Origin of the sequence: Streptococcus sp. 27098_8_69 (genome assembly GCF_041432445.1) — a bacterium.
Classification (GTDB): Bacteria; Bacillota; Bacilli; order Lactobacillales; family Streptococcaceae; genus Streptococcus.
The window spans coordinates 15660-39990 of the sequence record NZ_JAPVZO010000004.1 but is presented as its reverse complement, the minus strand read 5'-3'; the positions used below and the strand labels follow the sequence as shown (position 1 = coordinate 39990).

Annotated in this window: 22 protein-coding genes and 1 pseudogene; 5 read left to right on the top strand and 18 right to left on the bottom strand. The window is 39.4% G+C overall.

Annotation, left to right across the window (positions count from 1 at the left end):
* Positions 1–5: 5 nt before the first annotated feature.
* From pepF to ybeY, 14 genes and pseudogenes are all read right to left on the bottom strand, one after another.
* Entirely contained in the window at positions 6–1808 is a 1803-nt protein-coding gene (pepF, locus tag O3658_RS02590; RefSeq protein ID WP_371559159.1) for an oligoendopeptidase F, read from the bottom strand.
* A gap of 18 nt (positions 1809–1826) precedes the next feature.
* Positions 1827–2783 carry a competence protein CoiA gene (locus O3658_RS02585; RefSeq protein ID WP_371559158.1) on the bottom strand — a complete coding sequence of 319 codons (957 nt, stop codon included), beginning with the start codon at positions 2781–2783 and terminating at the stop codon, positions 1827–1829.
* Between the two features lie 95 nt (positions 2784–2878).
* Positions 2879–4028: pseudogene (locus tag O3658_RS02580) on the bottom strand (hypothetical protein).
* Between the two features lie 304 nt (positions 4029–4332).
* Positions 4333–5193, bottom strand: a complete 861-nt coding sequence (gene tehB, locus O3658_RS02575; RefSeq protein WP_371559157.1) for an SAM-dependent methyltransferase TehB — start codon at positions 5191–5193, stop codon at positions 4333–4335.
* A 14-nt stretch (positions 5194–5207) separates the two neighbouring features.
* Positions 5208–5675 carry an SsrA-binding protein SmpB gene (smpB, locus tag O3658_RS02570; RefSeq protein WP_001051742.1) on the bottom strand — a complete coding sequence of 156 codons (468 nt, stop codon included), beginning with the start codon at positions 5673–5675 and terminating at the stop codon, positions 5208–5210.
* Positions 5638–7980, bottom strand: coding sequence for a ribonuclease R (gene rnr, locus O3658_RS02565; protein ID WP_371559156.1), 2343 nt, complete (start codon positions 7978–7980; stop codon positions 5638–5640). The genes smpB and rnr overlap by 38 nt, the downstream gene beginning before the upstream one ends.
* A gap of 98 nt (positions 7981–8078) precedes the next feature.
* A complete protein-coding gene (gene secG / locus O3658_RS02560) occupies positions 8079–8312 on the bottom strand; it encodes a preprotein translocase subunit SecG (RefSeq protein WP_000282514.1) in 234 nt (77 codons plus the stop codon).
* A gap of 39 nt (positions 8313–8351) precedes the next feature.
* Entirely contained in the window at positions 8352–8501 is a 150-nt protein-coding gene (gene rpmG / locus O3658_RS02555) for a 50S ribosomal protein L33 (protein WP_001809104.1), read from the bottom strand.
* Positions 8501–9700 (bottom strand): multidrug efflux MFS transporter, encoded by a 1200-nt coding sequence (locus O3658_RS02550; RefSeq protein WP_371559155.1) that lies wholly within the window; start codon positions 9698–9700, stop codon positions 8501–8503. The genes rpmG and O3658_RS02550 overlap by 1 nt, the downstream gene beginning before the upstream one ends.
* Positions 9687–10292, bottom strand: coding sequence for a dephospho-CoA kinase (gene coaE, locus O3658_RS02545; protein WP_371559154.1), 606 nt, complete (start codon positions 10290–10292; stop codon positions 9687–9689). Before coaE ends, O3658_RS02550 begins: the two co-directional genes overlap by 14 nt.
* Positions 10292–11116: a DNA-formamidopyrimidine glycosylase gene (gene mutM / locus O3658_RS02540; RefSeq protein ID WP_371559153.1), complete on the bottom strand. Its 825-nt coding sequence runs from the start codon at positions 11114–11116 to the stop codon at positions 10292–10294. Before mutM ends, coaE begins: the two co-directional genes overlap by 1 nt.
* Positions 11117–11164: 48 nt before the next feature.
* A complete protein-coding gene (era, locus tag O3658_RS02535; RefSeq protein ID WP_045763311.1) occupies positions 11165–12064 on the bottom strand; it encodes a GTPase Era in 900 nt (299 codons plus the stop codon).
* 16 nt (positions 12065–12080) lie between these two features.
* Complete coding sequence (locus O3658_RS02530) at positions 12081–12476, bottom strand: diacylglycerol kinase family protein (RefSeq protein WP_371559152.1); 396 nt, start codon at positions 12474–12476, stop codon at positions 12081–12083.
* A complete protein-coding gene (ybeY, locus tag O3658_RS02525; RefSeq protein WP_000275150.1) occupies positions 12457–12954 on the bottom strand; it encodes an rRNA maturation RNase YbeY in 498 nt (165 codons plus the stop codon). Before ybeY ends, O3658_RS02530 begins: the two co-directional genes overlap by 20 nt.
* A 104-nt stretch (positions 12955–13058) precedes the next feature.
* Here ybeY and O3658_RS02520 point away from each other — a divergent pair, with 104 nt between their 5' ends.
* Together O3658_RS02520 and O3658_RS02515 are read left to right on the top strand one after the other, a co-directional pair.
* On the top strand, positions 13059–14714 hold the full coding sequence (locus O3658_RS02520) for an NFACT family protein (protein WP_371559151.1): 1656 nt from the start codon (positions 13059–13061) through the stop codon (positions 14712–14714).
* Between the two features lie 62 nt (positions 14715–14776).
* Complete coding sequence (locus O3658_RS02515; protein ID WP_301559946.1) at positions 14777–15634, top strand: YitT family protein; 858 nt, start codon at positions 14777–14779, stop codon at positions 15632–15634.
* Positions 15635–15727: 93 nt separating this feature from the next.
* On the opposite strand, the gene nox is transcribed toward O3658_RS02515, so the two are convergent.
* A complete protein-coding gene (nox, locus tag O3658_RS02510; protein ID WP_371559150.1) occupies positions 15728–17107 on the bottom strand; it encodes a H2O-forming NADH oxidase in 1380 nt (459 codons plus the stop codon).
* Between the two features lie 318 nt (positions 17108–17425).
* On the opposite strand from nox, the gene O3658_RS02505 reads away from it, so the two are divergent.
* Genes O3658_RS02505 through O3658_RS02495 form a run of 3 tightly spaced genes read left to right on the top strand, consistent with a single transcriptional unit; the run spans position 17426 to position 20242 of the window.
* Positions 17426–18346, top strand: a complete 921-nt coding sequence (locus O3658_RS02505) for an FAD:protein FMN transferase (protein WP_371559149.1) — start codon at positions 17426–17428, stop codon at positions 18344–18346.
* Positions 18347–18379: 33 nt separating this feature from the next.
* Positions 18380–18985 (top strand): NADPH-dependent FMN reductase, encoded by a 606-nt coding sequence (locus tag O3658_RS02500; protein WP_371559148.1) that lies wholly within the window; start codon positions 18380–18382, stop codon positions 18983–18985.
* Between the two features lie 18 nt (positions 18986–19003).
* Positions 19004–20242, top strand: a complete 1239-nt coding sequence (locus O3658_RS02495) for an NAD(P)H-dependent oxidoreductase (protein ID WP_371559147.1) — start codon at positions 19004–19006, stop codon at positions 20240–20242.
* A gap of 242 nt (positions 20243–20484) precedes the next feature.
* Here the strand turns inward: O3658_RS02495 and O3658_RS02490 are convergent, their stop codons facing one another.
* From O3658_RS02490 to glyQ, 3 genes are all read right to left on the bottom strand, one after another.
* Positions 20485–20742 (bottom strand): DUF896 family protein, encoded by a 258-nt coding sequence (locus O3658_RS02490; RefSeq protein ID WP_000187071.1) that lies wholly within the window; start codon positions 20740–20742, stop codon positions 20485–20487.
* Between the two features lie 29 nt (positions 20743–20771).
* On the bottom strand, positions 20772–22808 hold the full coding sequence (gene glyS, locus O3658_RS02485) for a glycine--tRNA ligase subunit beta (protein WP_371559146.1): 2037 nt from the start codon (positions 22806–22808) through the stop codon (positions 20772–20774).
* Between the two features lie 283 nt (positions 22809–23091).
* On the bottom strand, positions 23092–24009 hold the full coding sequence (gene glyQ, locus O3658_RS02480; protein WP_000038760.1) for a glycine--tRNA ligase subunit alpha: 918 nt from the start codon (positions 24007–24009) through the stop codon (positions 23092–23094).
* Positions 24010–24331: the final 322 nt, after the last annotated feature.

The following is a 24331-nucleotide window of genomic DNA, read 5'->3' as shown; positions in this document are numbered from 1 at the left end:
CTGCCTTATGCCAATCCTAATTTTTCAACAAGGGCTTCAAACTCATCCAAACGGCGTTCAAAGACTGCAAAGGCATCGTTGAGGTAATCTTCTTTTTCCATGTCAACGCCCGCTTTACGCATGATATTGAGTGGATAGTCTGACTTCCCTGCTTTGAGGTAGTCGATATAGCGATCACGATCCTCTTGGCTACCATGAACAATCTTTTCAGCCAAGGCTGAAGCTGCAGCAAAACCTGTTGAATATTGATATACATAATAGTTATAGTAGAAATGAGGAATTCGAGCCCACTCATACTGGATTTGAGGATTATCTTCCTTGCTCAAGCCATAATATTCTTGGTTCAAGTCAGCATAGAGATTGTTTAGGAACTCACTTGTCAAGACTTCACCATTTTGATCGGCTTGGTGGATAGCATGTTCAAATTCAGCGAATTGAGTTTGGCGGAATACTGTTCCACGGAAACCATCCAAGAAGTTGTTGAGAATCGCAAAGCGTGTTGCGTCATCTTGAACTTCTTGCAATAATTTTTCTGTCAGGATGTTTTCATTAGTAGTTGAAGCAATTTCTGCCAAGAAGATTGAGTAATCTCCGTATGCATAAGGCTGTGTTTCACGCGTATAGCTTGAATGCATACTGTGACCTGTCTCATGTACGAGAGTGAAGAGATTATCTAGGTTATCTTGCCAGTTAAGGAGCATAAAAGCGTTGGTATCATAAGAACCGCCAGAATATGCACCTGAACGCTTGCCTTGATTTTCATACACATCAATCCAACGTTCGCTGAAGGCACGTTTAACTCGGCTCAAGTAATCCTCACCAAGAACTGACAAAGCTTCTTCTGCCTTCTTCAAGGCTTCCTCATAAGTAAAGCTGTATTCCACTGAAGACAATGGTGTATAGACATCATACATTTTGAGGTCTGGAATACCCAAGATTTTTGAGCGAAGAGCCAAATAACGATGCAAGAGCGACAAATGCTTACGAACAGCAGATACTAGATTATCATAAACACTTTCTGGCACAAAGTTTGCTGCAAGAGCTGCTTCACGCGCACTCTTATAGTTTCGAACTTTTGCACGGTAGTTTTGCACTTTAACATTGGTCTGCAAGGTTTTAGCGTAAGTGTGCTGGTATTGCTCATAAGTAGCATAGAGGGCTTCATAAGCTCCACGACGAACCTCACGATTTTTAGATTCTACCAAGCGCATATAAACGCCGTGTGACAATTGTACTTCATTTCCATCTTCATCTTTAACAAATGGAAATACAATATCTGCATTATCTAAAATAGCAAAGGTTTCACTAGCAGCACCGAAGATTTCACCAGCACCTGCAAGCAACTCTTCTTCACGTTGTGAAAGGACATGGTCCTTATTTTGCAATAGTTTATCAAAGAAGTGTTTATAAGGCTGGAGTTTTGGTTCTTCTGCTAAAAAGTTTTGATACTGCTCTTCTGTGATAGCCATAAATTCAGGCTCATAGAAAGAGAAGACTTGATCAAGTTGACTATAAAGAGTCATGGCTTTTGCATAGTATTCTTGATATTTAGCAACTCGTGTATCTTGATCGTTTTTCATGTGTGCATAGACATAAAGTTTTTCAAGGCGACGACTCAAGTCCAGATAACGCTCTGTAATATCAAGAAGACTTTCTGCACTATCCAAGAGATGTCCTTCAAGACTAGCTGCTTGTTTTGTATCTTCCGTTAAAAGGGCGAGTTCTTCTTCCCATTTCTGGTCAGTTTCAAAGATCGTTGATAAATCCCATGTATCTTTTTCATTGATTTCATTTCGTTGTAATACCATAAGTTTCCTCCATCCTTTCTATTTTACCATATTTTTTAAGAAATATTGCTGATAAAAGGCAGGTGGATAGAGCTTTTGTGTGTCAGTTTTTGGTTTTTGTTGATAATAGGCCTGAAAATTGTCGTAATAGCCCTGCAAATCTACAGTTATCTGGCAAAAATGGCCTTTTTCTATAGGCCTTACTTGGGGATACCAGTCTTGAACATCCAAATTTAGTAGATTCTTTCCCTGTGCATAAGCCTCCCCCTGTTTTCTCATCCAGTAAGGGTTTTTATAATAGAGCTGTTGGCGAATGTAGTCGCAAATCGTTTCATCTTGTGATACATCCATACTTGCTATTCTTTGCTTCTGGTAAGGAAGCCGTAAAATCTCTATGAGATTCCTTTGCCCATATGGAAATTCCCTTATTTGATAATAAAGATTCCCCTTCAAATCTTGATGGATCATATATTTCAAGCGTAGCATGCCCCTTTGCTGATCTAATTCCCACAGATGAAAGCCCATATTTTGACTGAAGGAAAGTAGATCTCTTTGGAGCTGAGTCAAACGTTCCCTTAACCAAAGTTTTTGACCGACTAGCCAAAGTACTTGGTAGTCATTTTTTCGATAGCCCAGGCTTCTCTCCTCCAAAAGCTGGCGAGAAATAGGACTACACTGAACTTCTAAGGCAAGCTGTTTATTGACTAAAATATCTGCAATTTGTTTTAGCTGGGGAATGGGACATTCAAGCTCGGCCTTATCATTCTTCAGCGTCCAATTAAAAAGGGCAACCTTATTTTCCAGATGCTCTAAACTCTCATTTTCATAGGAAAAGCCGCACTGGTTGAGGGATACATGGGCAAAATGAGTACGTACATTTTTCCCTTTTCTCAAGCGAACATTAGTCCCACAAGCTGGACAAGTATAGCTTTGTTTAACTAATTTATCCTCCAAGGCATTGACTAGGCTTCCTTCTTCATCTCTGGCTAAAAACATATATACCCCCTTTTCTACTTTATTCGAAAAGGATAAGAAAAAGACTGGGAAAACCCGCCTTTTCAAGAATTATTTAACGAATTAAGAGAGGAATTCTATCCCTTTTTTCTTTTTAATTTCTTTTCTAACATCGGAATAATGTTAGAAATCTGATCATTTTTTATGACTAGGACTCCGTACTCATGGCAACGATTCATATATGCTGGATTTATTTTTCCAGAACAAACAATTAGTTTTAGGCAACTTTCCCCAGCAAAATGGTTGGCGTAAAGTTCTAATTCATTAATCGCCTCTACTGATAAGTCTGTCATTTTACAGGAAATAAAAACAATGGACCGACCTTTACGAAGGACGACATCAATCTCATTTTGTACATTATCAGCCTCAGGGAAAATACCATTCCAATCTATTTCAGCCCCAATCATACATTCATCAAAATACTCTGACTCTAGCGCTAAAAGATAGAGATACAATTCTAAAATGTGACCTTTGCTACGACAAAGGAGTTGGGCTTCGGGGGTAGAAAAAGTATAACTAACACGATTAGAAGTTTCCTCTTCAATATGGAGCAAGTCAGCATCAGTTAATAAGGAAATGATAGATTTAGGGTAAGAATACCGTTTCCCATTATTCTCTAGCACTTTTCCTGTTTCAGAATGAAGATTACTTGTCTTTGCCAGAGCAAAAAATTGAGTTACTTTTAACCATTTTTCTGGATTTGAGAGGGCGCTATTTGCCAATTTTTTAATGGCAGTAATCTGTTTAGGAGTATGGAAAGGTTGCTTGGACTTTAGTAGTTTACCACCACGTAGGGCAATCAACTGTTGGATGGTTAGAGTTGGAACCAACAGGGCCTTTTTCTCCAATTCCCCAAACTTCCAGTCATACTGTAGACCATATTCAACATCTATTGCAAGAAGTTGTATCTTTCTGTCCAAAGCATACTGATAAAGAGATAGAGCTAGTAAAGAGTCACTTCCAAAAACATCAAAGGTTATTTGTTTGTCATTTGTGAGGATAGTATCCAGATTCTCTGCTAGATTTTCAAGACTTAGTTGCCTAAAATGAACCTCTTTTATATGTGGGACTTGATTCGTCAAAAAATGTTTTAATGATAACTTTTCTTCTTCGGAGATTTTTTTCCTAGCAAGAAATAGGATCTCGTCACAGTCACTCACGAAGGCTGGATAAACATTTTTTTTCTAAGGAATGGCGATCATAGATTTCTACTAGCAAACTGGTCATGCTACTACCTCCCTACATAAATATTGTTTATTGGTATGGAAACTTTTAATTATTTGAAAATATCCATAAAACTTTTAGCTACTTATACTCAATGAAAATCAAAGAGCAAACTAGGAAGCGAGCCGCAGGCTGTACTTGAGTACGGCAAAGCGAAGCTGACGTGGTTTGAAGAGATTTTCGAAGAGTATAAACTTTTATTTTTTGTCTACACTTCTAGTATAGCATAATTATAATAATTCACCCTCAAGTCTTTATATAGAAAAACGAATAGAAGATTTTTATATCCTCTATTCGTTTTATTGGATTATTTTATCTTTTTCGCCAACATGGTCGCAAAGCGTAGTTGGATACGATTACCATTTTCATCGCGACGGTGGAGATGCCCTGGATTTTCATTATACTTAACTAATTCCCAGTCCTTGTAATAGTCTGCCAGTTCACCTTCCTTAAAAGTAAATGGGAAGTTCACTGAGCAAGGATAATCTTCCGTATCCATAGCACAAACGATAAGATTATAGCTACCAACAGTAGTTTTCTCTTGCATATTTTTGATAATTACAGGAATGCGATCTGCTTGCAAAAACATCAAAACAACTGTCGAGACGATAAAATCATACTCTTGCCCGATGCTAGCTGAATTGATATCGTAAAGACCAACAGGCATGTCCAAATCTTCCTGCTCCACAATACTTTGCAAGATTTCAAGAGATAATTCATTTTGATCCACGGCTGTCACATCAAAACCTTGTTGGGCTAGAAAGAGGGAATTGCGGCCTTGACCACAACCCAAATCCAAGGCTCGTCCAGGTTTTACTGTCTGCAAGGCCTCTAGAACCTCTGAATGAACAGGATTGGTATTGTATTTTTTAGGGAAATAATCCTCAGGTTTACAATAAAATTCCAAGTACCATTCCACATCATCTGTAGCAGCCTCTACGCGGTGCCAGGCTTGTGGTTGCGCCATGGGATTGTCAGCCCCTGCTTCAAAGAGGTGTTCAGCTAGAACCTCACCATCCTCTGTCAATTCAATAAACTTGAGAGTTCCTTTTAAAACAGTAATCTTGCTCCAAGTCCCCACCTTGGTATTGTGTTTCTGCTGAACAGCTTCAGGCATAGTTTGTTTATTCCACAAAGGCATACGTTTATAGGCAACTAGTTTTTCCATCTTCATTCCTCTTTTTATCGTTGGTTGACTGCTTTCATCACGCGCGCAATATCGCGATTCTGCTCACGTCGCTTGATTGACTCCCGTTTATCGTAATCGTGCTTCCCTTTTGCAAGGCCTAAGAGTAACTTAGCATAACCATCTTTAATATAAACTTTCAGAGGAACTAGTGTCATCCCTGTCCCTTTTGTTTCTTGCTCTAATTTCTGGATTTGCTTTTTATGAAGGAGGAGTTTACGACGACGTTCGGGTTCCTGATTCCAGATATTCCCCTCTTCATAGGGTGCAATATGCACATTGCTCAGCCAAACTTCCCCATTTTTCACTTGGGCAAAACCATCTTTCAGATTGATACGAGCAGCTCGAACACTCTTAATTTCAGTTCCTGTCAGGACCATTCCTGCTTCCAGCGTATCTACGATTGTATAATCGTGGTGCGCCTTTTTATTTTGCGCGACGACCTTTCCCTCGCCCTTTGCCATGCTTAGCTCCTTTCTTGGCTACTTCCTTATAAAAAGGTTTCTTTCCTTTTTTCTTCTTGTCTTTTTGTGAATGCTTGTGCTTATCATTTGAGCGTCCTGATTTTCTCTTGTCTTCCTTCTTATCTGAACGACGACCTCTATCCTTACGACCAGACTGTTTCAAGCCTTTTTCAACGACATCAAATTCACTTGGGATAAAGGAGAAATCGATCTCACCAGTCATCTTATCCGCTCTTTCAACACGAATACGTATCTGCTGTCCCACACGGAAAGTAATTCCTGATTTCTCCCCACGAAGAGTCAAATCACGCTCATTGAAATGATAAAATTCGGGTAGATTTGTGATGTGAATCAAGCCTTCGACTGTATTTGGCAATTCAACAAAAAGACCAAATTTAACGATACTTGAAACAACTGCATCATATTCTTCACCAACGTACTCTTCCATGTATTCAGCTTTTTTCATAGCTTCGACTTCACGCTCTGCCTCGATGGCACGGCGCTCACGGTTAGAAGACTGAGTAGCAATCTCAGGGATAACCTGTTCAAAATGTTCCGCTACATCCTTAGAACGTCCATAGTCACGAATCATCCGGTGAACAAGGAGGTCAGGATAACGACGAATTGGGCTGGTAAAATGGGTGTAATAGTCTGCAGCTAATCCATAATGACCGTGATTATGCTCAGAATAACGAGCCTGCTGCATCGAACGCAGAAGCATCATGGATAATACATCCGCATATGGCTCACCTTCTACAGCACGCATGATGTCTTGAAGGGCTTCTTGACTAATCTCACTGGCAGTTCCATAGATACGTAATCCAAAACTTGAAGCGTAATCAATAAATTTCTGAACTTTTTCAGCTTTAGGTTCCTCATGAATACGATAGATAAAAGGTAGGTCCAGCTTGCTAAAGTGCTCCGCAACTGTTTCGTTAGCCATCAACATAAAGGACTCAATCATACGCTCCGCAACTCCACGCTGACGAAGAACGATATCAACTGGCTTGCCTTTTTTATCTACTAAAATCTTAGCTTCATTGGTATCAAAATTTAAAGCACCACGCTTAATTCGCATACTTTCCAAAGTCTCATGGAGTTTAGCCATCAACTCAATACTTGGAACAATCTTCTGATATTCTTGTCTCTTCTCCTCGTCACCTGCTAAGATGTCATTTACATCACTATAGGTCATACGGAAACTTGTCTTGATAACAGTTTGAGTAATAGTGTAATTACGAACACGACCATGTTTATCAATCTCCATAATAGCAGACTGAGTCAAGCGGTCGACTTGAGGATTGAGGGAACAAATACCGTTCGAAAGGCGTTCTGGAAGCATTGGAACCACCCGGTCTGTTACATAAACGGAGGTCGCACGATTTAAGGCTTCCTTATCAAGGGCAGACCCCTCAGTTACATAGTAAGAAACATCTGCTATATGAACTCCGAGTTCCAGATTTCCATTTTTCAAGGCCTTGATATGCACCGCATCGTCCAAGTCCTTGGCGTCAGCACCGTCAATGGTAAAAGTAATCTCATCTCTCAAGTCCAGACGGCCTTCCATATCCTTTTTAGATGGAACATCAGGCACACTTTCTGCCTCTTTGATAACAGCCTCTGGAAATTCTGAGACAATGTCCATAGACTCCAAAACTTCAAGAACATCAATTCCGACATCTGTTGAATGCCCCACCACATCGAGAACACTCGCGACAAAGAAATCGTGTTTTTTACTTGGGTACTTATCAATAAATACCTTGAGAACTTCTGTCCCTTCTAACTTGAGAGCTGGCTTCTTCACATAAATCGGTTGACTAATTTTCTGATTTTTAGAACGGATATAACCTGCATATTTGGGTTTTTCCTGATCTAGAACGATTTGACCAACAACCGTCGTCAAACTGTGTTCTAGGATGTCGATAATCTTTGCTTCTGCAGCAGTTCCTTTGTTACGGTCAGCAACTTTCTTGATCACAATCTCAACCGTATCACCATCAATAGCGTAGTTAACATCACTTTTTCCAACAAAAAGATCGTCTTCTTCTCCTTCTAGGCTCACGAAACCGAACCCATTTTTATGGGCATGGAAAACCCCTTTTAGGGTAATCTCATGCTTCTTCTTTTGGTCTAGGGTTAGAGTGCCATCTTCTTCAAAGCGAATCTGGTGCTTACGTTCCATCAAGGAAAGGGTTTTGATTAACTCACGGAAGTCTTTAGAACTATCCTTTCCGAGAGCTTGAGCTAGGTCATTTACAGTCACTCGCCCCTTCTCTTGTAAATATTCTTTTATTTTATCTTTCATGTTTACTTTCTAGATTTATAATATTTTCTTTTTGGTGTAAAACCTTATTTCTTTTAAAAATAAAAATAGGCAAAGACCTAGTCTCGCCCATTATTTTCTTATCTACTTGATAATACCGTCAATGCTAAGGCAATGGCTAGCCAGAAAAAGACTAAAATTCCTGTCAAACGTTGCATCACAGCTTCAAAACCACGCGCTTTGCTACGTTCAAACAAATCACCTGCACTGGCATCAAATACATTGCTAGATTGGTTTTTAGTTGGTTGCATGAAAATTGCAATCACAATCACAACAGATAATACTAATAGAATGGTTAATAATAGGTTATACATATCAAACTCCTTAAAATCCCTATTATTCTACCATAATTTCTACTTAGATTCAAGATGTAGAGTCACTTTTCTTTCTTTAGGACAATACTTTAAGACCTCAATCTTGTCTGGATGGGTTTTGGAGTTCTTACTGGTTAGATAATTGATGCTGCCACAAGAGGAGCATTTGAGATTGATTTTTACTCGCACTAGATTTCCTTCACTTTTAATAATGTTCTAAATTGGATAAGGTTAAATAAACAACTGAGAGCTACACAAAGAGCTGTTGCATAAAATACTGAGTGATAGCCAAATTGTCCCGCTACTGCTGATCCTGCTAAGGGACCTATCACTCCTCCTAGATAAAAGAAGACTTGATTAAAGGCAAATACCCTTGAAATGCCAACTTTAGGAGTCATTTTGCTTAGGAGAGCATTGACACCAGGGATCAGAGCTCCTGTTCCCAGACCAAATAGAAAACGATAGAAGCCTAATTGGAATGGGCTAGTCGCATTTGCACATAATAGATATATAAAAACTGAATATACCTGAGCTAGGACAAGTAGTCGATGATTGCCCACTTTATCACCTAATTTACCCATGATACCTGCACTCATCATACTTGAAAATCCCATACTGGATACAATCAAGCCAGAGACAAAAAGAAGGTTCTCTTTCTGTCCCAGATCTCGTACATACAGGGCAAGGATAGGACCGATAGATTGGGCAGCAAATTGAATCACAAAGCTAGTTAGAAATAAATTTATCAGGAGAAAAGGATATTTAACAGAAGTAAAGAGCTCTTTTGTAGGGAGTGCTTTTTCTTTTGGCACTGGTTGAAAGTTTTCTTTGATAAAAAGAATGGTTAAGATAGCAGCCAAGAACAGGAAACCACCAACCAATAAAAAGACATTTCGAATGCCAAAAATTTCGGCAATGAAACCACCGACAAAGGGACCAGTCAAAGTTCCAGCGACAACACCAGTTGATAAAGTCCCTAGAGCGTATCCCAACCTATCTTTGGGGACTTGACTAGCAATTAAAGCTGTCGCATTAGGTACAAATCCTGTAAAAACACCATTAAGAAAGCGTAAGAACAAGAGCCAGAAAACGTTTGGAACAAAGGCCAGACCACCCATAGTAATAGTCATGGCTAGCCCTGCACGAATCATCATGGGTTTTCGACCATACTTGTCTGCTAAGATACCCCAAATTGGTGATACAAAGGCTGCAGAAATGGCTGAGACTGATATAGCTAAACCTGAATAAAAGGCAACTTGATCTCCTTCAATTCCTAACTGTTCGACAAAAATAGGCATGAAAGGAACAACGAGAGAAATGCTGGCTCCTGTTAAAAAGCAACCAAACCAAGCAATACGAAGATTATCCTTCCAGCTAATCTCTTGCATGGGCATCGCCTCCTTCAAGTAAGGTCACTACTTGACTCAAAAGCTGCTCTCGACTGCCGTTATTGTCTAATATATAAGTAGCAAATTTCTTCTTTTCTTCTAAAGGCCACTGTGAAGCTAAACGAGTTTCAGCTGACTCTTTGGATAACTGATCACGGTTCATTAAGCGATCCAGCTGGGTATCTCGGCTTACATAAACTAGCCAAGTTTCATCGAACCATGAAGCATAGTCCTGTTCAAAAAGCAATGGAATATCCATGAAAAACACGTCCTCAGTCTGAGATAACTTGTCTCTCAAAGAGCCCAATTCTTCACGGATGATTTGTCCTTGAGTTTCTTTAGACCATTCTCTATCCTCAGAGTTAGAAAAGATAAGACTGGCTAGTAATGGACGATTCAGTTCCCCATCTTCTAGAAGGACTTTTTCACCGAAATGCTCTACTAAAATCTGAAAAAGTCGTCCACCAGGTTTTTGAAGTTGGTGGACAAGAGCATCCGCATCTACCACTTCAAACCCTTTTTGTCTTAGAAAATTTGTGACGGTGGACTTCCCAGATGCAATACCACCAGTGATTCCGATAATTTTTCTCATCACTTTCTCCTTTGACATTTTGGACAAAAATGGGTTCCACGACCACCGAGTTGAATTTTTTCGATAATGGATCCACAACGTGAACAAGCTTGTCCAGCTTTATCATAGACTTGATGAAAGTCTTGCATGGTCCCATCTTCGCCAAATGCATTGGTATAGGTGCGAATGGTTGAACCGCCTTTCTCAACAGCCTGCCCCAAAACTTCAATGGTTTGATCATGGACTTTTCTAGCCTCTTGGGCGCTTAAACTTTTAGAAGTTCTAGAAGGATGAACTTTCGCTCTCCAGAGAACTTCATCCACGTAGATATTCCCCAATCCAGCAACCAAAGTCTGATCGAGAAGATGTGATTTGATAGGCTTTTTAGATTTCTTCAAGGCACCTCTAAAAATCTCTAAGTCAAAATCTTGTTCAGTAGGTTCTGGTCCAAGCTTTTTAGATACAAAGTAAGCATCTAAGAGTTCAGGAGCAAGCAATTCCATAGTGCCAAACTTGCGTACATCCTCGTAGACTAGAGTGCCTCCATCTTCAAAATGAATCAAAACATGGGCATGCTTACGTTCAGGGGCTTGACCTGGATAATAAAAATACTTGCCTTCCATCCGTAGATGAGAAATCAAGACCTTATCTGTCAGGAAGAAAAGTAAATACTTGCCACGGCGCCCCATCGATTGAATCTCTTGACCAGGCAATTCTTTCTGAAACTGATCCAAATCTGTCTTAATCATCTTAGGATAACGAATGTCAAGACTAGCAATCTTCTTCCCTAGAATCAGTTTTTCAAGACCTCGTCGAACCGTTTCGACCTCAGGTAATTCAGGCATAACTCCTCCTTCTCTAAAAACAAGAAGCAGGCTACTGCCCACCTCTTCTTAATATTCTTTTTCATTATAGCCAAAGTCAGCCAAATCTAGCTTCTTATCTCGCCAGTTTTTCTTAACCTTGACCCAAGTTTCTAGGAAAACCTTGTCCCCTAGCATAAGCTCGATATCACGACGGGCCATAGTCCCAATTTTCTTGAGCATGGCACCACCTTTACCGATGACAATCCCTTTTTGGCTATCACGTTCGACCATGATAGTTGCTCGAATATGAACCTTGTCTGTATCCTCGTCTCTTTTCATTGAGTCCACCACTACTGCAACTGAGTGTGGAATTTCTTCACGAGTTAAGTGTAAGACCTTTTCACGAATCATCTCAGAAACCAAGAATCGTTCTGGATGGTCAGTAATTTGATCCGCAGGGAAATATTGGAAACCTTCCTCAAGATTTTCACTGAGAATATCGACTAGACGAGAAACGTTATTTCCCTGAAGGGCTGAAATCGGAACAATTTCCTTGAAATCCATCTGATTACGGAAATCATCAATTTGAGCCAAGAGTTGATCTGGGTGAACCTTGTCAATCTTATTGACCACCAAAATTACAGGAACCTTAGCAGCCTTGAGTCGTTCGATAATCATATCGTCGCCCTTCCCACGTGGTTCATCAGCAGGAACCATAAAAAGAACAGTATCTACTTCACGAAGAGTGCTGTAGGCTGATTCCACCATGAAATCTCCGAGTGCTGTCTTAGGCTTGTGAATTCCAGGGGTATCGATAAAGACGATTTGTTCCTTATCAGTGGTGTAAATCCCCATGATTTTATTGCGCGTTGTCTGCGCCTTATCACTCATGATAGCAATCTTTTGCCCCATAACGTGATTCAAAAAAGTTGACTTCCCTACATTTGGTCGCCCTAAAATGGCTACAAATCCTGATTTAAATGTCATAATTTCCTCTTACTGTTTAAAATAATAAATCCCAAATCCGTGGGAGAAAGATGAGTGCACCTGTCAAAGCGGCAAAAAGAGAAACCGCAAGCACAGCACCAGCTGCCATGTCTTTAGCTTTTTTTGCCAACATAGAAAAGTGATAGTGACTAGCCAAATCTACTACATTTTCAATAGCTGAATTAATAATCTCAAAAGCTACTACCATGAAAATGCTCAAAAGTAGAAATAACCATTCGATTCGTGACACCTGAAAAACAAAACCTGCAAGAATGACTACAAGAGCCGTCACTGCATGCTTTCTCATATTACGTTCTTCCTTAATCGCAGTAAAAATCCCTGTAATGGCAAATTCTAAACTGGAGATTAGGTCACGATTTTTCCATTTTCGTTTATTGTCTTGTGAGTCCATAGGCTGTCAAAATTTCTTCTTGTAAACCGAACATCTCCGCTTCTTCCTCGGGAGTGTAGTGATCATAGCCGTTAATGTGTAAAAAGCCGTGCACTGCCAAGAAGCCCATTTCACGTTCAAAACTATGACCGTACTCCTCAGCTTGCTCATGTGCCTTATCAATGGAAATGAAAAGCTCACCGATATAAGCATCAAATTCTGACATCATATCTGCCAAGTCGGGATCATTTTCCAGATCTTCCTCATCAAAGGCAATCTCTAACTCCGGCTTATATTCAAGACTGATAACATCTGTTGGACGATCGGTATCACGAAACTCTAGATTGAGTTCATGGCTTCGTTCGTTGGTCACAAATGTGACCGCCATTTCCTTGTCTTCTTTTCCAATTTTTTTTGCAGCAAATTCTAAAATTTCCTGTGTTTGTTCTAAAATTTCTTTTGAAACTTGTCCAGTTTCATCTACCATTTCAATATACATGTGCTTCTCGATTCTCTTTACTTGACTTTATTATATCACATTTCTATGATTTTATTCTACCTTTTTGATATAATACTATGGAATACATTCACGAGGAGAGAACCATGTCATTTGATGGATTTTTTTTACACCACATGGTTGAGGAATTGCGAACTGAACTACTAAATGGTCGCATCCAAAAGATAAATCAACCCTTTGACCAAGAACTGGTCCTGCAAATCCGTAGCAATCGTAAAAGTCATCGTTTGCTCCTGTCTGCCCATCCAGTTTTTGGACGCATCCAGTTAACAGAATCAACATTTGAAAACCCTGCTCAGCCATCTACTTTTATTATGGTATTGAGAAAGTATCTTCAAGGAGCAGTTATCGAGTCAATCGAACAAATTGAAAACGATCGTATCGTGGAAATCACGGTTTCCAATAAAAACGAGATTGGGGACCATATCCAGGCCACGCTTATTATCGAGATTATGGGCAAACATAGCAATATTCTCCTTGTAGATAAGTCTAGTCACAAAATTCTTGAAGTTATCAAGCATATCGGTTTCTCTCAAAATAGCTACCGTACCTTATTACCAGGTGCTACTTATATCGCTCCTCCAAGTACAGAAGCTCTCAATCCTTTTATGGTCAAGGACGAAAAACTCTTTGAGATTCTACAAACCCAAGAGTTAACTGCTAAAAATCTTCAAAACCTCTTTCAGGGTTTGGGAAGAGATACATCAACCGAGTTAGAAAGACAACTGCTTAATGATAAACTAGCCACTTTCCGGAACTTCTTTGGACAAGAAACCAACCCTTGCCTAACAGATAAATCCTTTTCTTGTGTGCCTTTTTCTAGTAAAACAGCGGAGAATTTTGACAGTCTTTCACAATTACTTGATATCTATTATAAGGATAAAGCCGAACGTGACCGAGTGAAACAGCAGGCTAGCGAACTCATACGTCGCGTCGAAAACGAACTACAAAAGAATCGTCAAAAACTAAAGAAACAAGAAAAAGAACTTCTGGCTACCGAAAATGCAGAAGAATTTCGTCAAAAAGGTGAGTTACTAACCACTTTCCTTCATCAAGTTCCCAATGATCAAGATCAAGTCATTTTGGAAAACTACTACACCAACCAGCCTATCACGATTGCACTTGATAAGGCTTTAACTCCAAACCAAAATGCTCAACGCTACTTCAAACGCTATCAGAAATTAAAAGAAGCTGTTAAATACTTGACTGATCTGATTGAAGAAACCAAGGCAACCATTCTCTATCTAGAAAGTGTCGAAACGGTACTCAATCAAGCCGGACTCGATGAAATTGCTGAAATTAGAGAAGAATTAATCCAAACTGGATTTATCCGCAGAAGACAAAGGGAAAAAATCCAAAAACGACAGAAACCTGAGCAGTATCTAGCTAGTGATGGAAAAACGATCATCTTTGTGGGGCGCAATAACCTACAAAACGAGGAATTGACCTTTAAGATGGCCCGTAAAGAAGAACTCTGGTTCCACGCTAAGGACATCCCTGGAAGTCATGTTGTTATCTCAGGCAATCTCAATCCGACTGATGAGGTAAAAACAGACGCAGCGGAACTCGCTGCCTACTTTTCAAAAGGACGTCTCTCCAATCTCGTTCAGGTGGATATGATTGAAGTTAAAAAACTCAACAAACCAACTGGTGGAAAACCTGGTTTTGTCACCTATACTGGGCAAAAGACCCTCCGTGTTACACCCGACCCTGAAAAAATTCAGTCCATGAAAATCAAATAAAGTCTTGTATACTTGTGAGCTGTTACTGCTATAGACTCAAATAAAAATGGGAGGTGCGTTCAATGCTACGGCATATCAAATCTATTTTAACTATTATATTCGGAGCTGCCATTTATGCCTTCGGACTCACGTATTTTGTTGTGCCCCACCACTTATTCGAGGGTGGAGCAACAGGAATCACCTTGATTACCTATTATCTCTTTAACATCCCTATCTCCGTGATGAACCTCATCATCAATATCCCATTATTCATTCTAGCCTGGAAAATATTTGGTGCGAAGACCCTGTACAGCAGCCTACTCGGAACCATTTCCTTATCCATTTGGTTAGCAATCTTTGACAAGATTCCTCTCAGCTTTAATCTTGAGGGAGATCTTGTCATCGTTGCTTTAGTTGCGGGTGTTCTTTTAGGACTTGGTCTAGGTATTATCTTCAATGCTGGTGGTACCACTGGTGGAACAGATATCGTCGCTCGAATTCTTAATAAGTACACCAATATCTCCGTGGGGAAATTACTCTTTGCACTAGACTTCCTCATCTTAATGCTCATTTTAATTATCTTCCAAGACCTTCGTCTCGTTACTTATACACTTCTATTTGACTTCATCGTCTCTAGAGTTATTGACTTGATTGGTGAAGGCGGATATGCTGGAAAAGGTTTTATGATTATCACTCAAAAGCCTATGGAAGTGGCAGATAAAATCAATGAAGAGTTAGGTCGAGGTGTCACCTTCATATCTGGACAAGGTTACTACAGTCAAAAAGATTTAAAAATTATCTACTGTATCGTAGCAAGAAATGAAATGATTAAGATGAAAGAATTGATTCATACGATTGATCCTAAAGCCTTTATCACCATCACTGAAGCTCACGAAATTCTTGGAGAAGGCTTCACCTTTGTAAAAGAAGAAACTTCCTAACACATAGACAACAAAAATAGTAACTTTGAATTTGAAGTTACTATTTTTTTGATGATAAAAACGGAAGAAACAAATCTTCCGTTTTACAAGTCATTATTTTTCAGCTGTAAGTGCAGCCATTGTGATGTAGTTGTATGGTTTGTTGAAGTGTGGCAAGAAGAATAGGTCTGTCAATGCCAATTTTTCAATTGTAACATGTTCTTGGATAGCCAATGAGAACATGTGAATTCCCATGCTGATTGCTGAATCACGAGATACCATTTGAGCACCAAGGATTTCACGGCTGTCTTTATCAAAGACAATCTTGATTGCAACTTCATAGTTATCATGTTTCATAAATTCTGGTTTTTGAAGATCGTTGAAGCCTGTTTCAACAGCATTGTAGCCTGCAGCTTTAGCTTTTTCAAGAGTCAAACCAGTTGAAACCATGTGAAGACCGTAGATAGAGATACCGTTTGATCCTTGAACACCGATTCCTTCAAGCTCATGTCCACAAGCATTGTAAGCACCAACGATACCAGTACGTACAGCGTTTGATGCAAGAGCGATGTAGCTAGTGTCTTTACGAGCGTTGTCATAAACAGTTGCACAGTCACCCACAGCGAACACACCTGGAAGTGAAGTTTCTTGTTTCTTGTTAACAAGGAAAGCACCATTGCGGAAAAGTTCAATCTTGCCATCAGCAAGAGCTGTATTAGGACGGAAACCAACTGCAAGAACAACCATGTCAACATCGAATGTTTCTTTATCAGTGATCAAGCGTTCAACTTTACCGTCACCTTCGATAGCTTTAACAGTTTGTCCAAGTGCCAAGCGGATGTTGTGGTCTTCCAAGTTCTTAGCCATCAATTGCGTGAAGTCTTTGTCGTAGTAACCGTTCAAGACTGTGTCTACGATGTCAACAAGGACAACTTCTTTTCCAAGACGTTCGAATGCTTCAGCAAGCTCAACACCGATGTATCCACCACCGACAACAGCGATACGCTCAAGATGTTTGCTCTTGTCAGCAAGTTTGTTGATAACTTCTTCAGCGTTTTGGTACAATTTAACGAATTGTACATTTTCAAGAGTTGCTTTGAATTCGCGGTTACCCTTAACAATTTCAACACCTTCGATTGGTGGCAAGATTGGAGTTGAACCTGTAGCAAAGATCAATTTTTCGTATGATTCTTTGTGTTCTTTTCCATCAACTTCAGCAGTTACAACTTTGTTATCATAGTCAATTGAAAGAACTGGTGAGTTCATATAAACTTTAGCACCTTTTGCTTCCAATTTTTCTTTATCTGAGTAGAAGAGACCTTCTGGACCATCGATTTGCTCACCAATCCAAAGAGCCATTCCACATCCTAGGAATGAAATGTTTGAGTTTTGGTCAAAGACAACGATTTCATTTTCACTTCCAAAATTGTCCAACATAGTGTTGATACAAGCAGTTCCAGCGTGGTTAGCACCCACGACTACGATTTTACTCATAAGATAATTCCTACCTTTAATTTTTTATTTACCTTTCTAGTATATCATTATCTGTGAGCGTTTACAAGCTTTTTACTTGTTTTCCCTTATTTTCGAAAATACTAGAAACATATATTAATTTATTTTCAGTGTTTTCAAATTAAATTTTAAGGAAATATAGTTTTTTTGAGCATATTTCTTGACTTTTTGTAAAAAATAATTTGTGAAAACGCTGACTTTATGATATTCTATTTATATGGAAATGAAATTTAAATCTTCAGATTGCTTTCATATCTGGATTTACAACTATTTCCAATTGATTTGAAGGGAGTTGATTTTTTGCCTCTCAGTTCATTATCTGAACGGTTAATGGGAACTACGATTACTATTTCCTTGGTACATGAACAAGCGGATAATCTTCTCCGTCAAGCTTTTGATTTGCTCAAAGAACTTGAATTTCGCTTTAATGCGAATAGTACCGAATCGGAATTGATGGAAATTAACTATCAGGCAGGAATTGCCCCAGTTAAGGTCCACCCTGATCTGTTTGAACTGATTTCTTTAGGATTAGAACACAGTCTAGCCTCTGGAAGCAATCTCAATATCAGCATCGGTCCCTTGGTACAAACCTGGCGTATTGGTTTTTCCGATGCAAAAGTTGCTAGTCCTGAAGAAATTTCTTCGGTTTTACCATTGATAGATCCCCGTTTTATCAAACTTGATTCAATTTCTTCTACTGTTTTCTTAGAAAAGAAAGGAATGAAAATTGATTTAGGTTGTCTAGCAAAGGGCTATAGCGCAGATAAGGTTGCTACTTTCTTAAAAGAAAATGGTGTCACTTCTGCTCTTATCAATCTAGGAGGAAATATCCTTACCATTGGTAATAACCAAGCCAGAAATGGACAACCTTGGCAAATTGGTATTCAAGACCCTAATCATCCACGTGGTAATCACCTGATGACCTTATCTATTACTGGAAAGTCAGTTGTTACATCTGGAATTTATGAACGGCATCTTGAAATCGATGGAAAGGATTATCATCACATTTTCGATAGTGAAACGGGCTATCCTATTGAAACGGATTTGGCTAGTTTAACGATTATATCTGACCGCTCAGTTGATGGTGAGATATGGACCACACGATTGTTTGGTGAGCGTAGCGCTTCTATCATGTGGCAAGTCGAAAATATTGATGGTATCGAAACCATCCTCATTGACAAAGATGGACACATCGCTTGTTCATCTGGTATCCAACGGTAATTAATTAATAATGCAAAAGAGAAAGGAAAGCCCATGCTTAAACTTATTGCTATTGTAGGAACTAACTCTAAGCGTTCCACAAACCGCCAACTGCTTCAATATATGCAAAAACACTTTGCTGATAAAGCAGAAATCGAATTGGTCGAAATTAAAGATCTTCCAGTTTTCAACAAACCAGCCGACAAACAAATCCCGGATGAAGCTATGGAAATCGTAGCTAAAATCGAAGCAGCTGATGGTGTTATTATCGGTACTCCAGAATATGACCACTCAATTCCAGCTGTACTTATGAGCGCCCTTGCTTGGATTTCTTACGGAGTATTCCCACTTTTGAATAAACCAGTCATGATTACTGGTGCTTCATATGGTACTCTTGGTTCTTCACGTGCTCAATTGCAACTTCGTCAAATTTTGAATGCTCCTGAGATTAAAGCAACAGTTCTACCTGATGAATTCTTGCTTTCTCATTCTCTTCAAGCATTTGATAAGAATGGTGACTTGGTAGATCTTGATGTTATTAATAAATTAGATGCCATCTTTGATGACTTCCGTATTTTTGTCAAGATTACTGAAAAATTGCGTAGCGCGCAAGAATTGCTTCGCAAAGATGCAGAAGAATTTGACTGGGAAAACTTGTAAGATAGGAGACAAAATAGAATGAAATTTGTTGGACTTGTTGGATCAAACTACGATCAATCATATAACCGCAAACTCTTGGAATTCATCCGTCGTAACTTCAAACTAAAATTTGAATTAGAAGTTCTTGAAATTGATGAAGTTCCAATGTTTAATCAAGATGAAAAATGGGATGAAAGCTTCCAATTACGTCTTCTTTACAACAAAATCACTCGTGCTGATGGTGTCATTATTGCTACTCCAGAGCACAACCACACTATTTCTGCTTCACTTAAGTCAGTCCTTGAATGGCTTTCATACGAAGTTCACCCATTCGAAAACAAACCAGTTATGATTGTGGGTGCTTCATACTACGATCAAGGAACTTCACGTGCTCAAGTTCACCTTCGTAAAATTCTTGATGCACCAGGAGTAAATGCCTACACATTACCAGGTAATGAATTCCTTCTTGGAAAAGCCAAAGAAGCTTTTGATACAAACGGAAATATTATTAACGAAGGAACTGTTAAATTCCTTGAAACTTGCTTAGATAACTTTGTCAAATACGTGGGAGTCGTTTCTAAATTGAAAAAACCAAAACCAATTGAACCAGAAGACTTGGATTGTGGAAAACCAATCGCTACAACTATTACAGAAGTTGATCCTGACGATCCAAACTGGGTAGAAAAAGTTGCAGAAATTACAGGTGCTGTTTCAGGGGATACATACGTTAAACTTGACCATGGTATCCTTACAGTTAACCAAATTGATATGTTCTTGAAAGCTATGCCTTTTGAATTGACATACGCTGACGATAACAACCAATTCCTCTACTACAACAATGCTCACCAAGATCCTGATACAATGTTTGCGAAACGTGTACCACCTCAATCTGGTAGCCGTATGTCAACAGTTCACGGTTCACTTCCACCAGCACGTATGAAAAATGTTGAGTGGGTTATTGGAACTCTTAGAAACGGTAACCAAGAATACGTACGTACAATTGTTCCTGGTTCTCCTGCCGGTGTTATCAACACTCACAACTACCAAGCTATGTACTATCCTGATGGTTCATATGCTGGTATCAATGAAATTGTCTTTAACTTCCAACCATGGCTTGACTGGTACTTGAAAGAAACAGGTCAACGCTTGGTAGGAGGAAGCGGACCGTTTGCTCCTGCTGCTGGAGGTCATGGCGACGCAGATGCTACTTCGGGCGCTTCTGACTCAGCTGATGGCGGCCATGGAGATGCAGACGCTACTTCTGGTGCAAGTAACTAATACTCAATGAAAATCAAAGAGCAATCTAGGAAGCTAGCCGCAGGTTGCTCAAAGCACTGCTTTGAGGTTGTAGATAGAACTGACGAAGTCAGTAACATATATACGGCAAGGTGAAGCTGACGTGGTTTGAATTTGATTTTCGATGAGTATAAAATTTAATACTAAAGGAACCTCTTTAGGTTCCTTTTTTTAAAACAAAAACTCGGTTAGTAAAATCTAACCGAGTTTTCTATATCTCAAAATTATGAATTTGGATCGTCAAGACTACGACCATGCAAGCCTTTTTCACGTTGTACCTGACGAAGTTTTTCAGGAGTCACATCATTTCCATCTTCATCTACGATTTTGATCCCTTCAATGTGATGACGAACTGAACGACGATATCCTTCGATATATTCCTCACGAAGTTTAGCTTGTTCTACTTTTTCTTCTGCAGTCAAGCCTTCAGTTTTTTTCTTTTTCGCAAGCTCATTAATACGAGCGATTTTTTCTGGTGTCATATTTGAACCTCCAATCTACTTTTTAATTTCTATTTTGTATTAAGAAGATTAAAAGCAGCGACAGTTTTTGCTTTATTCACAAGTTCAGTTAGAATAGCTAGGCGATTATTCTTAACATCAACATCCTCTGCCATAACCATTGTATTGTCAAAGAATGCATCAATAACAGGACTAAGAGCAAATAACTGCGTTAATTTATCACTAGCTGAACCTTTCAATTCTAGATTTTCTACTGCTTGAGCTAGTTCTTTTTCCTGTTCATTTTCAAAGAGACTAGTATCAACTTTGACTGAACCTTCTGCTTTTTCCGCTAGGTTAAAGGCACGAGATAAGGATTCAACAGCTGGTTTGTAGTTACTATTTAGAGATGCTTCTTTCAGTGCTTCTGCTGCTTCAATCATATCAGAAACAACAAAGTTTGAACTTGCTAGAACAGCTTCCTTAATATCTTTTGCAGTAGACCCCATCATCTTATCAACACGAGCTTTGATGAAGTTAAGCACTTCTTCTTGATTATCGTAAGTTAGGCTATCAAATGATAAAGCATAAAGGCTAGCAATCAATTCGTCCATTGGAATATTCCAGCCAAAGTCTTCCAAGATACGGACAATCCCTTGTGTTGCACGACGAAGAGCATAAGGGTCATTTGAACCAGATGGAATCAAGCCAACAGAGAAGAAGGACAAGAGAGTATCCAATTTATCAGCTAGTGCAAGGATAGCTCCGACTTTAGACTCAGGAAGAGCACCATCTGCAGAATCTGGAAGGTAATGTTCACGAATAGCTTGTGCTACTGCTGCATTCTCACCAGCGAGAAGAGCATATTTCTCACCCATGATCCCTTGAAGCTCATCAAATTCACCAACCATACCAGTCAAGAGGTCAAACTTATAAATGGTTGCAGCACGAGCAAGGTCAACAGTTTCATCTACCGATAAACCTGCTTTTTCTGCCAAAAGGATAGCAATTTGCCCTGTACGAATCATGTGCTCACGAAGTGAACCAATCTTTTCATGGAAGGTTACGTGTGATAATTTAGCTACAAGATCTTCAATCTTGAGTTTTTGGTCTTCACGCCAGAAGAATTCACCATCTTCAAGACGTGCCACCAAGACTTTCTCATTTCCTCGGATGACATTATCCAAATACTCTGCATTTCCGTTACGAACAGAAATAAAGTTTGGTTTTAGATTTCCATCAAGGTCACGTACTACAAAGTAGCGTTGGTGAGTTTCCATTGAAGTGACCAAAACTTCTTCTGGAACCTCTAGGTACTTAGGATCAAAATTCCCCATGAAGGCAGTTGGGTATTCAACCAAATTCAGAACTTCATTCAAGAGTCCTTCATCAATTTGTACCTGAACACCTTCTGCAGCTTCGATAGCCTTAATTTGCTCACGAATCATATTTTCGCGTTCAGTGCTATCTGCAATAACATAAACTTTGCGCAGGTCTTCTTCATAGCTGTCAGCATGCTGAATTTCTACTTCGTGACCAAGGAAACGATGTCCACGACTGACTCTTCCTGAATGAATATCTAGGAAATCCATATCGAGTGCCACATCATCCAAAAGAACTGTCAATGTATGGACCGGACGGATATATTCAAAGGTATTGTTTGCCCAGTGCATACTTACTGGGAAGCTTAAACTAGCCAACACTTCTGGAATTCCAGCCAAAACTTCCTCAGCTGGTTTTCCAGCTTCATGCTTAGTTACATAGACATATTCTTCACCCTTAATTTCACGAAATTCGATATCATCTACAGTCAAGCCTTTACCACGGACAAACCCTTGCGCTGCTTTAGAAAAGTTTCCTTCTGCATCCAAAGCAATTTTTTTAGAAGGTCCTTTAAAATCTTCAGTCAAATCCGTTTGTTGGTCTGCCAAGCCAAGTACGCGAACAGCCAAACGACGTGGAGTTGAAAAAGTTTGAATTCCTTCGTATGAAAGGCGGTTATTATCCAAAAAAGCTGCCATTTTTTCACCTAGTTGTTTTTCACTTGGTGTGACAACGTAGGCTGGTAACTCTTCGAGTCCTAGTTCTACTAATAAATTTTTTGCCATGTTTTTTCCTTTATAAAATTTCTTCTTTTTAATAGGCACCTTAGGTACTGGGGACGTTGCTAACTAACTTTGTGAGTCTGTGGGGAAATCTTCTGTCTTCTTGACAAAGATTTCCAACAGTCTCATCAAAGTGGATTTAGCCAACTGATTTTTGAACCTAAAGTTTCAAAAATCCCCAGATACCAGTACGGCGGTGCCTATCCCTTTAGCAAGTCTTCGACTTACCTCTGGGTAGTCATGTGGGCTCACCTTGTTTGCCCATTTTCCATTCTTGTAACCTTGCTTATTCTTCCTCTTCTGCTAGGAGTTTTGCACGTGTTGCTTCATCAAGAAGTGGGTATCCAAGTTTCTTGCGTTCTGCCACGAATGTTTTAGCTACGACACGGGCTAAGTTACGAATACGAGCGATATAACCAGCACGTTCTGTAACGGATACAGCACCACGAGCGTCGAGTAAGTTAAAGGTATGTGAACATTTCAAAACGTAGTCATAGGCTGGGTGTACAAGTCCCAATTCCAAAGCACGTCCTGCTTCTTTTTCGAATTTCTCAAAGTTTTCAAGAAGCATATCTTGATCAGAAACTTCAAAGCTGTATTTTGAATGCTCATATTCTGGTTGAAGGAAGATTTCTCCGTATTTAACACCTGGAGCCCACTCAATATCGTAAACTGAGTCTACTTCCTGAATATAAGAAGCTAAACGCTCTAAACCATAAGTAACCTCAGCTGTAACAGGACCAGTTGCCAAGCCACCGACTTGTTGGAAGTAAGTGAATTGAGTGATTTCCATACCGTCAAGCCAAACTTCCCAACCAAGACCTGCTGATCCAGTTGATGGGTTTTCCCAGTTATCTTCAACGAAACGAATATCGTGTTCCAAAGGATTGATTCCCAATTTTTCCAATGACTCAAGGTAGAGCTCTTGGATGTTTGAAGGTGATGGTTTCATGACCACTTGGAATTGATGGTGTTGGTAAAGACGGTTTGGATTTTCCCCGTAACGACCGTCTGCTGGACGACGTGATGGCTCTACATAAGCCGCATTCCATGGCTCAGGACCAATAGCACGAAGGAAAGTATAAGGGCTCATAGTTCCCGCACCCTTTTCGTTGTCATAAGCCTGCATGAGCATACAACCCTGGTCATTCCAGTATTGTTGCAAAGTAAGGATAATTTCCTGGAAAGTCAATTTTTTAGACATTATTTACTCCTTTATTATAAATTCTTATGACCTAGAATACAAAAAGAACCGTGTCTTTGCTCCTAAGTCAAGTGACCTAGGGGCGTCAGAAACGCGGTTCCACCCTAATTTATTACTTCATTATTTTTTAAAATTTACCAAAAGCGCCACACTCATCTCTCAATCACCTGACTCTCACTATCACAGGCTCGCTTGGGATTTACTGATAAGATATTCTTTCTTGTCGTCTATTATAACAAAAAGAAATGAAAAAGTAAAATTATTTTATCACTAGTCCTATATATTTCTCAGCCAAATTAATTTAACGCTTCCCTTTTTGCCC